The following is a 14,262-nucleotide window of genomic DNA, read 5'->3' as shown; positions in this document are numbered from 1 at the left end:
GCCCTGCTCCAGCGCCTCCAGGCAGCGGGACAGACCCCAATTGTAGGCAAAACGGGCGTTCCCCCGTGTTTGGCCAGGGCCACCCGCTGCGCCCCGTTGGGATCCCGCTCGAAGCGAAACGTCTGCATCCCCCGCATCCCATCCTCCAGCCCTCGCCTGGCCCGGTTCCGCGCGGAGAGTTTCACGGTTGCAGTCAGTCGTCAGAACGGGCAATAAATGCTAATAAAATGGGCAACTGCTGTCAACCCCCGTGACACCTCTCATGTTGATGAGGACGATTCGGGGGATCCGTAGAGGAGAGGAGCCAGCTCTTCGAACAGAGGCCGGAGGCGGCGATAGGTATCATCCAGCCATTCGGGAAGCACACGGGTGTTTCCAATCACCGGCATGAAATTCGTATCTCCGGTCCAGCGGGGGACAATGTGGATATGGACATGGTCTACCACCCCAGCGCCGGCCGGCCGACCGATGTTGACCCCGATGTTGAAACCCTCCGGCCGATACGCTTCACGCAGGATCCTCAAAGAGAGGGCGATCAACTGCATGATCTCCAACATCGTCGGAGGATCCAGATCCTCCAAGCTGGGCACATGAGCGTAAGGGATGACCATCAGGTGGCCGTTGTTGTAAGGGTAACGATTCAGCGTGATGTATGCCGTGCGTCCACGCAGGAGGATATGTTCCGTCTCATCAGAGCGGTCAACCTTCCGGCAAAAGACACAACCCTGCGCTGTCTCGCCCTCCCCTTTCAGATATGCCATCCGCCACGGGGTCCACAGCCGTTCCATCGCCGCTCCGCTCGGGATAGGTTCGCCCTCATTTTATCGGATTCATCCGGGATGGACAACGAAGCCCCGGCCTTCCGGCCGGGGCTTGGGGAGCGGTGCTGAGAACGGCATCCGACAGCTGGAGAAAGCGTCACCGTCGCCCTTTCGAGGAGTCCTTTGAACCCTGACCGCCAGAGGAAGAGGCATCTGAATCCCGGGGAGGACGAGGAGTGGCCTGTTTTTCTTGCCCAGGGGGCGTGCGCTCGGGAGGAGGAGTGCCTTTCTTCTGTTGCCCAGGGGGCGTACGCTCCGGGCGCGGTGTTTCCCTCTTCTCCAGACCCGGTGGCGTATGCAGGGCAGGCGGCGTGGCCTGCTTCTCCAAGCCGGGCGGCGTGCGCGCCCGCTCCCGCAGGATCTCCGCGGTGGGCGCGGGCGGGAGCGGCGTCTCAACGACGCCGGAGGGCGTAGGGATCCCTTCCCCGGGATAACCAAGAGCCATCGCCAGATCCGCCCAGCGCTGGCGCGCCTGAGCCAGGCGAGCTCGGATGTCCGGTGGAGCGTCCTGCGCCGCTTGCTCCAGAAGGACACCCTGGCGCTCATACAGGGCGCGCAGCCGCGTTTCTCCTCCGACCGGACGCCCTGCTCCGACACGGAGGGCTTCCTCCAGATAACCCAGGCTCTCCTCCGCGAGGTCCGGGAGCCAGCGGCCCCGCGAGGCAGCCACCTCGAACTCTGACCAGCGGCGCTCGGCCAGGTAGAGGGCCTTCCCCGCGGGGGACATCCCCATGGTCACCAGACCTTCTACCGCCCGCTTGACCGGGTAGAGGGGCTCGCCGGGCAGGCTGGCCTCCGCTGCTCCTCCTATACCCAGGAGCCCCAGGAGCAACCCAAGGACGACGGCCATGGCCCATGCCCATCGGAAGGCCCGCCCGGAAGCCTGGGGATGGGCCGCCCGTTGGGCGGCATAGGATTGCCCTTGTCGGATCAGCCGCTGGCGGGCAGCCGCAGGTAGGGAGGCCGCCTGCCCCCGCTGGAGCCAGAGGGCAGCCTCCAGAAGCGGGCGCAGTGGAAGAGCCTCCGGAACCTCCTTCAGGCATGCCTCCAGATCCGCCCCCTGCTCCAGACGGCGCAGGCAACGCTCCAGGATCTCGGCTTCGCGGCTGTTCTCATGGAAAGTCATCACCGCATCTTCTCCAGATATCGGGCTAACGCGGCCAACGCACGGTGCTGCAGGGCCTTCACCGCCCCAACGGATTTCCCCATCGCCCGTGCCACCTCCTCCAGGCTCATCCCGACCAGGAACCGCAGGACCACCACCTCCCGCTGCTCCTCGGTGAGCACGCGCAGGGCGCGCTCGATCATCTCCGATGTGGCGATCTCATCCTCCGGGATATCCTGGATCGGCTGCGGCCCGGTTTCCGTGTTATCCAGGGCCACCGTCGGACGCCGATGCTGCCGCCGCCAGTGGTCGATGAGACGCGCCCGGGCGATCCGGAACAGCCAGGCGCCGAAAGGAAGGCCTCGCTCCTCATACCGCGGCAGGTCCTCAATCATCTTCAGGAACACATCCGCGGTGAGATCCTCCGCCAGCTCCGCATCGCCGACGCGATAGAGAAGATAGCGGTAGATCCCATCGGCGTAATGCTGGTAAAGGGCCGCCACCGCCTCCGGGTCCCCCTTCCGCGCCCGGGCGATCCAGCGTTTCTCCTCGGGATGAGGGGTGAGTAAGCCCATCCCCCATCCTCCTATGAAACCGCATAGAAAGTAAAAAATGTCACGCGTATCTTCCTGGATGGTTTCAGCGGTTCATGTTATGAGCCAAATTGTTGGATCCATCTGACCTCTTATGGGCAGGACCGGGATCCGGTGTGATGGTCCCCATCCACAGCGAAGAATCCTGATCCCCTTCCTTCGTTGAACCGGATCCCTTCCCATTCCTGAACAGGAGGCGTTCACCATGCGACGGATTTTCGCTACTGTGGTTGGTGTTTCGTTAGGGATCGCGCTGGCCCTGGGATTGGGGTGGGCGATCGCGCGGGGAGTGGGGGCCACACCCCTGGAGGAGGAACCCACCCCCACGCCGACCGCGACGCCGACTTCGACGCCCACACCCATCCGGACACCGACGCCCTCTCCAACCCTCACGCCCACGCTTCCGGCCACCCGGGTTCATCCCGTGGCCCTGGCCCTGGCGCGATGGATCAGCCAGACATTCTCTCAGGCGGGGATCACCGTGACGATCTCCGCCGCCGATCTGATGGCGCTTCACGCCCAGGGCTTCGGTTACGGCGAGATCGCCCGGGCGCTGCAGCTGGTCCTGGCCTCTCGAACGGATCGGGATCCTACCAACGATCTGACCCTGGCACAGGCGCTGATGCTGGGCCGTCAGATCGGATGGGGCCATGCCTATCGTCTCTACAACCTGCATCCGGGCGGTCGAGGTCTGGGCGCCATCATGCGATCGGCCAAACACGGGCCCTTCGCCACACCATCCCCTTCCCCAACGCCCGCTTTATCCACTCATAGTGCTCCCGGGTTCCCGCCGGGTCTTCTCAAACAGAAAAACAAGGATACGGACAACGAGCCGCCCCGTGGGATCGGCCGAGGGCGCAGGTAAGCCTGCCTTATGAGAGCGAAACGCGCAGGGGGCCCTGGATGTGGGAAGGGGTCCAGGGCCCCCACCGAACTACTCCTCCCGGCCAAACTGCCGGGCCAGCTGTCCAATGGGGAACCGCAGGAGCGTCGGCCGCCCGTGGGGGCAGGTCCACGGCATGGCGCACCGCTCCAGCCCCCGAACCAGATGTTGCATCTGCTCCATGCTCAGGATCTGACCGGCTTTCACGGCCGCGCGCTTACAAATGCTTCGGATCAGCCGGGCCTCCAGAGCCCCCTCCATGGGACGACGGGATTCCTGAAGATCCAGCAGGAGTTCCTGGAAGACAGAGAGGATAGCTTCGGTGGCGAGGACCGCCGGCACGGACTGCACGCGGACGCTGCGCGGGCCGAAGGGCTCGATATGAAACCCCAGCCCCTCCAGGAGGCCCCGGTTCTCCTCGAGGAGGCTCATTTCCTCCGGCAATACGTCGATCAGCACCGGCTCCAGCAGGGGCTGAGCCGGGAGCGGTCCTTCCTGCCGCTGGGCCTGAAGGGCTTCGTAGAGCACCCGTTCGTGAGCCGCGTGCTGATCCAGAAGATACAGCCCATCCGGACCTTCAGCAACAATGTAGCTTGCCTGGATCTGTCCGATGACCCGGAGCGGGGGGAGACCCGAGGAGGCGCTTTCCTCGATCGGGGCTCCCGCGAGATCTCTTGCGCCCATGGAGACCGGCTGCGCGGGAAACGCGGGGGCTCCCTTGAAGGTTTCGGCCCTCTGGAAAACAGGCACGGGCGTGGACTCCCGCAGGGTGCGATGCACTGCCCGCTGAATGATGCGGAACACCCCATCCGGATCCCGAAAGCGGACCTCGATCTTGGCGGGATGGACATTCACATCCACCTGGTCCGGCGGCAGCTCCACCCACAGGAAAGCCCAGGGATAGCGGCCGCCCGGGAGCAGGGTATGATAGGCCTGCAGGACCGCCGCCGGCAGCCTGCGATCCTGCACCCACCGTCCGTTCACGAAGAAGGCCAGCTCCTGGCGATCCGGCCGATCCACGCCGGGCGGGCTGATCCAGCCATACACCCGGACCCCATCGGCCTCCTCTGCCACTTCCAGCAGGACGTCTCCCAGCTCCACCCCATAGAGCGCTGTCAGGCGATGGCGGGGTTCCCGAACGGCCGGCAGCGAGAAGATCTCTCGACCACTGTGGCGCAAGATAAAGTGAACGTGGGGATACGCCAGGGCGTAGCGCGTGATCCAGAGATCGATCTGCCGCCGCTCCGCCCCTTCCCCTTTCAGGAATTTCAGCCGCGCCGGGGTGTTGAAGAACAGATCCTCCACCACCATCTCCGTCCCCGGAGGGCGGGCGATGGGGCGCTGCGCCAGGATTTTCCCCCCTTCGATATGGAGCTCCGTGCCCAGCGCCTCCTCGGGAGAACGCGTTCGACAGGTCACACGAGCAACCGCGGCGATGGCCGCGAGGGCCTCTCCACGGAAACCCAGGGTGGTCACCCGGAACAGATCCTCCGATGAGGAGAGCTTGCTGGTGGCGTGCCGCGCGAAAGCCAGGGGGACCTCTGCCATGGGGATCCCACTCCCATTATCGGCCACCCGGATCCGTCGACGCCCCCCGCCTTCGGTTTCCACCTCGATCCAGGAGGCACCGGCGTCCAGGGCGTTCTCCACCAGCTCTTTCACCACCGAGGCCGGGCGCTCGATCACCTCTCCCGCTGCGATCTGCGCCACCAGCCCGGGATCCAGGATCCGAATCGGCATCCGCGCGCTCCCGAAACCATCCTGACCCGCGAAAGAGGCCAGCGGTGTGCTTCCTATTTTGCATCCCCTTGAACGGAAGGACAACTTCCACCCCTTCGTTGGCTTACTCAAAGAACCTCTGGCAGCGGCGGAGGCTTCGCCTCAGGGGTCTCTTTCTGGCCGCCATAGGGATCCAGCGGGCCCTCAAGCAGACTGCACGACGTGGAAAACGCGAGGCTCACCAGCCCAGCGCTTCAAGGATCCGCTGGGCGTCAGCTTCCCCCTGAGCGATCAGGGCCTGGGTTCCCGGCTGGTCGTAACGGAGGATGCGGGAGAGGGGAAGGGGGGCCGCTGGCGCGATCACGTGGCAGTGGATCTCCCGATGGCCCGGCTTGAGGGGACGGCCCTGTCGCACGGCCCGGTTGATGGCTTCCAGCTGCCGGTAATCGTTTTCAAACGTCGCCAGGAGCGCCAGATCCAGCACCAGGGCCAGGGCCTGGAGGGGATGGCGGGGAAGGGGCCAGCCGCCCGCCTTCCCGGGCATCGGCGCCAGCAGAACGGCCACGATCTCATCCGCCCCGGCTTCGATCGCGGCGTTCAACGGCGTGTTGGCCATCACCGCTCCGTCCCAGAACAGGCTGCCCTCCACCGGGGTCGCTGGGTAAACATAGGGGATGCTGCAGCTGGCCAGCAGGTGTTCGGGCCCGATTCGAACGCGCCTTGCCTTGGGAACCGGCCGGTTCGCGAAGACCACGGGGCATCCCCGGCAGAGATCCGTGGCCAGCACCAGCAACACCCGCGGGTTGTCCGGATCATTCAGGCGGTCGAAGTCCAGATGGCGGAGGAGCGTCGCCCGCAGGGGAGCGGTGGTGAACAGGCTCCGCCAGATCCGCCCGTGAAGCCGATGAACGTGAGGGGTTCGCAGGCGCATCCAGAAATCCACCAGCCGCTCGGCGGTCCAGCCCGCCGCGAGGGCGGCCGCGTTCACCGCACCGATGGACGTGCCCACAAAGATCTCCGGGATCCACCCGGCCCGATACAGCGCCCGGATCGCCCCCACCTCATAAGCACCCCGTCCACCCCCTCCCGACAGCACCAGCGCGCGCTTTCCCATGGTCCACCCCCCATAGATGTAAGGCTCTGCCTCCACCTAATCCGGATCCTCCTCATCCCACCCTTCCCGCCATATCGGATGACGGCTGGCCAGCCAGAGGAACAGCGGCACCGGGAGGGCCAGAAGGGGAAACCACGCCGGCAGAAGCGGAGACGCGGAGAAGCGATCCAGGTTCCACAGGATGAGAATCAATGAGAGCCACACGACGGCGAAATTCGGCCAGGGGTCCACGCTCCGCATCCATCTCAAGCCAGGCATGCGGCGGCGGGTGAACGGCCAGAGGAGGTTGCTCCCCATCCATCCCAGCTGATCCTCGAGGATATGCAGCGCATATCCGAGCCCCATGACCCACCCGATCCCTGCGCCCCCCACCAGCCCGGCCGTGATCCCCAGGAGGACCGCCAGGACCAGCGAGTGGCTCCACGCGCGATGCCAGGGCAGGAACAGGATCCGCACCGCGTTCCCCTCCGGCACGAAGGCCAGGGAGGGGCCGGAGAAGACATCCACCACGATTTCCGGATCGTAATCGTAACGAATGGGGATATGAAGCGGGAGACGGAGGGGAGAAGCGGAGGATCCCTCCGGGGTGATCAGGTGGCCCCCTGTGCTCACCATGGGGCCAATGGTGACCTCGACCGCTGGCCTCCCGAGATCGAAGCGCACCCGGTAACGCCGCCAGGCGTCCGGCCCCAGGCGCAGGGTGTGCAGCATGAGGCGAACCGGGCGCCTCTCTTCCCAGGCTTGCTCCACCGCCTCTTTCACCATCCGCGCGATCTCACCGGGATCGGGGGGATCCGGGTCAGGGTCCACCGCGCGATCCGGCTGCTCCAGCCAGCGGGCGAAGCGGAAATCCAGCGTATCCGGCAGCATCGCGGCGATCCCTGCCAGCGCCGGACCGATCGCGCCATGCGCCGCATCCCGCACCACCTCCGGAAAGAACGTCGCCAGCGCGACGCCCGAGATGAAGTGCGCGAAGCCTTTCATGGCGATATCCGGAAGGAAGATGCATGCCGGGAATTCCAGGAGCGCTTCCGCCCCCATCCACCTTCATATCCCCGTTATGATGATAGCCGAAGGGGCAATCCCCGATCCGGATGAATCATTCCCTTCGGGGGACATGCCGCAGGATCTCCGTCCGGTAGAGGGTCTCCAGAGGGGCGAGGGTTTGTTCCCAATCGTAACGGGCCACGGCGAGGCGGCGCGCGGCTTCCCCCAGCGCCCTCCGTTGGGATGGATCCCGGGCCAGGGCGATCATGGCCGCGGCGAACGCTTCCCCATCGGCCAGCCACACATGCTCTCCATCGGCGACGGCCAGCCCATCACAGCCCATCGGCGTGCTGACGATAGCTTTCCCCATAGCCATCGCCTCCAGGATTTTCAAGCGCGTTCCACCCCCCGCCCGCAAGGGCGCCACATAGACCGTCGCCCCGGCCAGATAAGGGCGCACATCGGGAACCTCGCCCACCACGTGAACGCCGGGGATCGCCTGGAGCCGGCGCACCGCCCGAGAAGGCCGGCGACCCACCAGGTAAAGCCGGGCCTCTGGAAGGGCAGATCGCACGGCCGGCCAGATCGCCTGAGCCAGCCAGCAGGCGGCATCGATGTTCGGGCGATAATCCATCGATCCGGTGAACACGAAAGCCGGCTCCCCGAGGGGGAACGGCGCTACGGCCTCCGGATGGAAGAACGCCGTGTCGACCCCATTCGGCGCCACCACCGGCGGGCGGGCGGTCCCCAGGGCCTCCAGATCCCGAGCATCCGGTTCCGAGACCGCGACCACCCAATCCACCCGGCGCACGATGCCGGATTCGTAACGCCGCAACCGGCGCGCCTGGAGCCCGGAGTAAAACGCGCCAGGCCAGCGCCGGGGATCCCCTCGATCCGCCTGGAACAACCGTTCCTGCAGACGATACTCCGCGTTCAATTCGTCCAGGACCAGGGCCGGCCGGGCGCCCCGGGGACCGTCCAGAAGGTCCTCCACCGCCCAGGCCATCTCCAGGCCCTCGATATGGATCGCGCAAACCGAACGTTGCGCGAGCAGGCGCTGCAATGCCCTTGCCAGAGCAGGAACCCGGTACCGAAAGGCGAGGTCCGGTCGGGAGGAAAGGAGGAGCTGGCCGAGGCGGGTCCAGAGGGATCGCGGGCGCCATGGGAAGAGGAACACCTCATGGGCCATGGATCGCCAGATCGCCGGGGGCTCGCCGGCCCGCTCGGCGAGCGCCAGAACCCCTACAGGCGCCAGCCGGGCCAGGCGCCGCAGCACATGGAAAGCCCGGATGGATCCCCCTTTGTTCGGAGGGTCGGGGAGCTCAGGGATCAGAAAGAGGATGATCGGCGGCATCTCCCGCGCCTGAGGAAGGATGTCATCGGCCCAGGACCCGTCGGTAGATCTCCCAGGTTTCCACCGCCGCGCGCTCCCATGAGAAAGCCGCCGCCCGCTCCAGGCCCTTCCGCCGCATCCGCTCGCGGGCCGCGGGATCCTCCAGGAGCGCCTCCATCATCTCGGCCCAGCGGGATTCATCCTCAGCGGGGAGGATCATCCCGGCGTCGCCAACCACTTCGGGCAGGGCGCCCCGATCGCTGACGATCACCGGCGTCCCACAAGCCATCGCCTCCACGGCCGGAAGACCGAAGCCCTCGTAGAGGGAGGGGAAAACCAGGAAGATCGCCCCATTATAGAGGGCCGCCAGCGTCGGATCATCCGGCCCCTCGATCCAGCGCAACCGATCCGCGATATGAAGGCGATGGGGCCACTCCAGGATCTCCTGGTAGAGCCAGCCCCGACGCCCGGCCATGACCAGCGGCGGGGCCTCCGGACGGCGATCCAGCAGCCGGGCGTAGGCCCGCAGCAACATCGGGAGGTTCTTCCGCGGCTCCCAGGTCCCCACAAACAGGATATATCCCGGCTCCAGGCCCAGGCGCTCCAGCGCCTCCCGCACGGCCTCCGGAGGCAGAGGCCGGTAGACCGCGCTGGCCGCTTCGTAGACCACCGAGACGCGGTCAGAGGGCAACCCAAAGTAGGCCAAGAGGTCCGCCCGGGTCGTTTGGGAGACGGTGATGATGTGATCCGCCACACGCACCGCCTGCTCGATCTGCCCGGCATAGTAACGCCGGCTCTCCATGGTCATGAAATCCGGATATTTCAGGAAGTGCAGATCATGGATAGTGATCACCCTTCGAAAAGAGCCGGCGAAAGGAGGGATGAAATCGGGGCTGTGGAGGAGGGCAACGCGCCGGAGGGCGATCTCCAGCGGCCATAGCCGCTGCTCCCAGCGATGATGCGGAGGCGTCCAGACATAAGCGGTCCGCACCTGCGGGCCGACGATGCGGGTGTGGAGATCCTTGCGGCTCTGAAAGATCACCAGGCGGACCTCTGGATCATCGATGACATGGGGAAGGCGAGTGGCCAACTCCAGGATGTATCGGGCGATGCCCTCCCGCCGATACGCCAGCAACCGGGCATCCAGTCCAATCCGTATCATCGGATGCTCTACCCTCCTGAATCGCGGAGGTTCATCAATGGATTCCTGATCCTTCTTGGAATCCGCTGTTGGGCCTCCATCGGGAAGGCGAGACGGCCCCAGCCCTGAAAGCCCCCACCAGGGGGCCATTGTCGGGTTAAGAAGAACGGGCCTCTTCCTGAGCGCGCATGGCCCGCCTCTCCATTTCGGCGAGGACCATGGCCACCGCCTCAATCGCGGCCCGCTGCTTGCGGTAAAGGTCCGATTCGCTGAGGGCCAGGCGCTGGGCGATCTCCCGGACCTTGCGGCCCTGGATGAAGCGCATCTCCAGCAGATTGTAAAGCAGCCACTCCGGCGCGGTCAGCTTTCGTTCCCCATCCGGCCGCAGCTGCTCGATCGCCTCCATCAGCACCGCCCGCAGCGCGCGGATCGGATTGCCATCATAGGTTTCCATCGCCTGCTGGACGATGCGAAGCTGCAACAGGGGGCTCTGGAGCAGCCGCGGCCCGCCCCAGTAATGCGCCAGCGCCTCTTTCACCCAGTGGGTGAATTCCGGATGCTCCACCAGGGGCATGGGGGAAGGCGCCTGCTCCGGCTGGCGCAGGCGGCGGACTTCCTCGGTAACCTGTTCCAGCGCGCTCAACGCCCGCTCCTGGAGGATCCGATCCTCCAGGGCCGCGGCCGCACGGGCCACCCATCCGCGGATGGTGTCCTGGAGAAGCTCCAGCGTCACCTCCCCAGTCGGCTGAGCGACCGCGATCGCGCCCAGGAGGACGGGTTCGCCCCGGCTCCGCAACGGCCAGATCCAGAAGCCATCGGCCACAATCGGGCCATCGGCGGATCCCTCGACGACCGAGAGCGTTTCCTCTATGGAGGCCTGTTCGATCGATCCGAAAGCAGCGACGGGCTCAATCCCATTCGGCGTGATCCGTACCACAAACCCGGTGGGGGAACGGAGGGCTTCGCACATCAGGGCGAGGATCCCCTCCAGGAACTGCCGGAGATCCCGGGCGGTGATCATCGCATCGCTCAGGCGGCGCATGCGAATGAGTTCCGAGACATCCCGCCGAAGGAAGAGCCACTCAAAGAGGGGTCGGATCGCGTCGCTGAGGATCTCATAACTCACGATGGCCCATGCGGCAGCCAGGGGCAGCAGGAGGGGGAGCGGCAGGCCCAGGACATGGCTCAGCCGGCTCAGCCCGAACATCACCAGCACCACAAAGGTCGCCAGGACCGGCCCTCGGAGGAGATAAGTGATCCACCGCTGCTTGATCACCCGATCCGGGACCAGCACGTCCAGATAGGCGACCGCATACGCCATGCCGAACAGCATGGTCCCGATGATCAGGTTGCTGAGACCGACCAGTCCCCAGAAGACAACGGGGAACGAGGGGAGCGTGCGCCCCACCAGAAGCAGGTAAGGGAAGACCCCGATGGCGGGGGCGATCATGGTCACCGCCAGATACGTCATCCGCCGCCGGTGGGTGGAGATGAGCGTCCGCCAGCGCGCCCGCCAGACATTGACGATTCCCCACATCACTCCGCCGATGAAGTAAACCAGGAACAGGGGGAAAAGCGGACCCGCCCACAGGTGGAAGGCGTGGCCATCCGCGGTCCCGTCATGGACCAGCAGGTCGGTCCAGAGGGCCAGCAGGAACCAGGTGATCCCCAGGCCGTAAGCGCCGCGCACCGCCCATCGGCGCCATGGGGAAAACGAGCCGGTTCGCTCCAGCAGGGCATCGGTCAGATGGGCATAAGCGGCCGGGGCGATGGCGATGCCCAGCCACTGCAGCCGCAGCCAGCGCTCCGCGGAATGGGGATCTCCGACGAAGAAGAGAACCAGATCGCCCAGGTAGACGGCAATCACGGAAGCCAGCAGCCAGGCTGCTCCCCGTGCGCTCCGGCTTCGGAAGTAGTAGGCCAGCAGATAGATCAGGAGGGAGAACGACGCGATCAGCAGGGACGCGACGATGACAAAGTTGATTTGAAGCAATAGCTCCAGCGGATCCATCGGCTCCCTATGATCGACGGATGGTCTCCAGCCAGCGCTGGATGCGCTGGATCATCACCCGGCGCCGCCCGGTGTAGCGGTGGTCTCCCCCATCGATGAGGGCGAGATCGGTGTTCAATCCTGCCCGGTGGTGAAGCATTAGGCTCTGGCGATGATGCACCACCGGGTCCGCTGTCCCATGCATAATGAGCAAGGGCCGCGGGGACAGCTGATCCACCACATCCACAGGTTGCGGCCTTTCGGCCTGAGCCCTTAGCTCCTCCCGCAGGATCTCGACCGTCATCCCGTTCATGAAGCGGACCCAGTCAACGAGCATCCCATCCCCCGGGGCCCAGGTCCGCAGGTCGCTGACCGTAGAAAGGGTGATCAGGGCGTAAACCCGGGGGTCCTGAACAGCGGTCAGCACAGCGGCCCATCCCCCCATGCTATAGCCCAGCAAAACCAGACGATGGGGGTCGACCGTCGGCTGCGCCAGCGCCCACCCGATCGCGGCGCGCACATCCTCCACCAGGGTGGCCATCCGATATGGGCCTTCACTGCCCCAGCAGCCCCGGTAGTGGAAACTCAGCACGTTCCACCCTGCGTCCCGCAGGGCATCCGCCAAGTCCAGGTTAAGCTCGACGCCAGCGATCCCATGGGCCATCACCAGGGTCGGATGAGGCCCCGGCCCATCCGCCTGATAGAAACGGCCCAGCAACCGATAGCCATCGCTTTCGAAAGTCACGCCGATCAGCATGGGCCGCCGCTTGAGGATCGGGTCATTCCCCACCCGCGGATGGAGTCGAGAAGGGTGGGATGAGCGACGGCGCCGTCTGCCCCCTCACCCCACCCATCCCGCCTACGGGTTAATCGATCACCGTCTGGCTCTGCTCCCGCATATACTGAATCAGATAATAGGGCCCGCCGGAACCCCGGCCGGTGGAGCCGCTGGCCTTCCAGCCGCCGAAGGGCTGATAGCCCGGCCATGCGCCGGTGGTCGCTCCCGCCGCCCGGTTCACATAGGTCACACCGGCCTCGATGTGATCGAAGAACCACTGGATCTCCTCCGGATCGTTGCTGTAAAAGCCAGCGGTCAGGCCGTAATCCACCGCGTTGGCATAGCGCATGGCCTCCTCCAGGGAATCCACGGTCACGACGCAGGTGATCGGCAGGAACATCTCCTCCTTAAGGAGGGGATGATCCGGCGGGAGGCCATCGACCACCGTGGGTTCCACGAAGTATCCCTTGGCGAACTCGCCATCCGTCAGGACGTTGCCTCCGAACAGCACCACCCCGTCACGGCGGAGGATCTCCATATATCGCTGGAACTTCTCATAGGCGGTGCGGTTGATCACCGGACCCAGGAAGACATCCCGTTGCGTCGGGTCGCCGATCCGGATCTTGCTGGTGAGATCCAGGAATTTCTCCAGGAACGCATCCCGCACCGGGCGTTCCACATAGATCCGCGAGGCGGCCGAGCACTTCTGGCCCTGAAGGCCGAAGGCGGAGCGCATGCATCCCAGCGCCGCCCGATCCAGATCCGCATGGCGGCTGATGATCACCGGGTTCTTGCCGCCCATCTCCAGGATGATGGGCCTGGGATACTTCGCGGAGGCCGCCACCTTCCGGTAAATGGACATCCCCACCTCATAGCTGCCAGTGAAAGTGATGCCCGCTACATCCGGATGGAGAACCAGGGGATCTCCGACCTCGCTTCCTCCACCCGTGATGTAATTGAAGGCGCCGTCCGGAACCCCCGCATCTCGGAAGATCTCATAAAGCTTATAGCCCACATAGGGGGTGTCCGAAGCCGGCTTGAAGACGACGGTGTTTCCCGCCAGCAGCGCCGCCCCCGAGGGGCCGCCCGCCAGAGCCAGCGGGAAGTTGAAGGGGGAAATCACCGCCCACACCCCATAGGGCTTGAGCACGCTGCGGTTGTGATGCTTGGGGGATTCCTGCTTCATGGGCCGGATATAGCCGTCGTTGGCCTCCATCTGGTCGCAGTAGTAGCGGATCAGATCGGCGGTTTCCTCCACATCCCCCAGGGCTTCCAGGCGGTTCTTCCCCACCTCCAGGCTCATCAGGGCGGCGATCTCAAAGGCCCGTTCGCTGATGAGATCGGCCGCCCGGCGCAGGATCTTCACCCGCTCCGTCCAGGGAAGACGACTCCACGTGGGGAAGGCCGCTTTCGCGGCCGCAACGGCATCGTTCACATCCTCAGGTGTCCCTCGCTGGAAAACCCCGAGGAGCCAGTCCGTGTTGATCGGGGAGCGATCCTCAAAGGTGCGCTCCGCATAGCGAGGCCGACCACCGATCACCATCGGGAACGTTCCCCCCAGGCTCTCCCAGACCTTCCCGAGGGCGACCTCATAGCGGATATGGAGCTCCTCGCTGGGAACCGCAAGGGTGGCGTAGGTGATCTTGAAGGGTTGGGCGGGCGCTTCCGCCGTGGGAGCGGTTTTCCGACGTGGGGTCGCTCGAGCGGGCGCTTTGCGGGCCACCTTCTTCGGGGCCGCCTTTTTCGCCGCTTGTTTCACCGTTTTCTTTTTCGCTGGCATGCCGAACCTCCTCACGGT

13 protein-coding genes are annotated in these 14,262 nt (G+C 65.4%); 1 reads left to right on the top strand and 12 read right to left on the bottom strand.

Features of this window, described 5'->3' with window-relative positions:
• The 4 genes from VAE54_RS14645 to VAE54_RS10810 all read right to left on the bottom strand — a co-directional run.
• On the bottom strand, positions 1–213 hold a 213-nt coding region (locus VAE54_RS14645), incomplete at its 3' end, for a helix-turn-helix domain-containing protein (RefSeq protein WP_416223796.1).
• A 47-nt stretch (positions 214–260) separates the two neighbouring features.
• Positions 261–788, bottom strand: a complete 528-nt coding sequence (locus tag VAE54_RS10820; RefSeq protein WP_322801975.1) for an HIT domain-containing protein — start codon at positions 786–788, stop codon at positions 261–263.
• A gap of 130 nt (positions 789–918) precedes the next feature.
• A complete protein-coding gene (locus tag VAE54_RS10815; protein ID WP_322801974.1) occupies positions 919–1,947 on the bottom strand; it encodes a hypothetical protein in 1,029 nt (342 codons plus the stop codon).
• Positions 1,947–2,501 carry a sigma-70 family RNA polymerase sigma factor gene (locus VAE54_RS10810; protein ID WP_322801973.1) on the bottom strand — a complete coding sequence of 185 codons (555 nt, stop codon included), beginning with the start codon at positions 2,499–2,501 and terminating at the stop codon, positions 1,947–1,949. Before VAE54_RS10810 ends, VAE54_RS10815 begins: the two co-directional genes overlap by 1 nt.
• 223 nt (positions 2,502–2,724) lie before the next feature.
• Between VAE54_RS10810 and VAE54_RS10805 the strand changes: the two genes are divergently transcribed.
• Positions 2,725–3,384 (top strand): hypothetical protein, encoded by a 660-nt coding sequence (locus tag VAE54_RS10805; protein WP_322801972.1) that lies wholly within the window; start codon positions 2,725–2,727, stop codon positions 3,382–3,384.
• 69 nt (positions 3,385–3,453) lie between these two features.
• On the opposite strand, the gene mutL is transcribed toward VAE54_RS10805, so the two are convergent.
• From mutL to VAE54_RS10765, 8 genes are all read right to left on the bottom strand, one after another.
• Positions 3,454–5,142 (bottom strand): DNA mismatch repair endonuclease MutL, encoded by a 1,689-nt coding sequence (gene mutL, locus VAE54_RS10800; RefSeq protein WP_322801971.1) that lies wholly within the window; start codon positions 5,140–5,142, stop codon positions 3,454–3,456.
• Positions 5,143–5,359: 217 nt separating this feature from the next.
• On the bottom strand, positions 5,360–6,271 hold the full coding sequence (locus tag VAE54_RS10795) for a patatin-like phospholipase family protein (RefSeq protein WP_322801970.1): 912 nt from the start codon (positions 6,269–6,271) through the stop codon (positions 5,360–5,362).
• Positions 6,272–7,276: a metal-dependent hydrolase gene (locus tag VAE54_RS10790; RefSeq protein WP_322801969.1), complete on the bottom strand. Its 1,005-nt coding sequence runs from the start codon at positions 7,274–7,276 to the stop codon at positions 6,272–6,274.
• 58 nt (positions 7,277–7,334) lie between these two features.
• Positions 7,335–8,576: a glycosyltransferase gene (locus tag VAE54_RS10785; RefSeq protein ID WP_322801968.1), complete on the bottom strand. Its 1,242-nt coding sequence runs from the start codon at positions 8,574–8,576 to the stop codon at positions 7,335–7,337.
• 22 nt (positions 8,577–8,598) lie between these two features.
• On the bottom strand, positions 8,599–9,717 hold the full coding sequence (locus VAE54_RS10780) for a glycosyltransferase family 1 protein (protein WP_322801967.1): 1,119 nt from the start codon (positions 9,715–9,717) through the stop codon (positions 8,599–8,601).
• 136 nt (positions 9,718–9,853) lie between these two features.
• Entirely contained in the window at positions 9,854–11,707 is a 1,854-nt protein-coding gene (locus tag VAE54_RS10775; protein ID WP_322801966.1) for a histidine kinase N-terminal 7TM domain-containing protein, read from the bottom strand.
• A gap of 7 nt (positions 11,708–11,714) precedes the next feature.
• Entirely contained in the window at positions 11,715–12,443 is a 729-nt protein-coding gene (locus VAE54_RS10770; RefSeq protein ID WP_322801965.1) for an alpha/beta hydrolase family protein, read from the bottom strand.
• Between the two features lie 109 nt (positions 12,444–12,552).
• On the bottom strand, positions 12,553–14,244 hold the full coding sequence (locus VAE54_RS10765; protein ID WP_322801964.1) for an aldehyde dehydrogenase family protein: 1,692 nt from the start codon (positions 14,242–14,244) through the stop codon (positions 12,553–12,555).
• Positions 14,245–14,262: the final 18 nt, after the last annotated feature.

This window comes from Thermoflexus sp. (assembly GCF_034432235.1).
GTDB lineage: Bacteria > Chloroflexota > Anaerolineae > Thermoflexales > Thermoflexaceae > Thermoflexus.
This window is presented reverse-complemented; position numbering and strand designations above follow the sequence as displayed.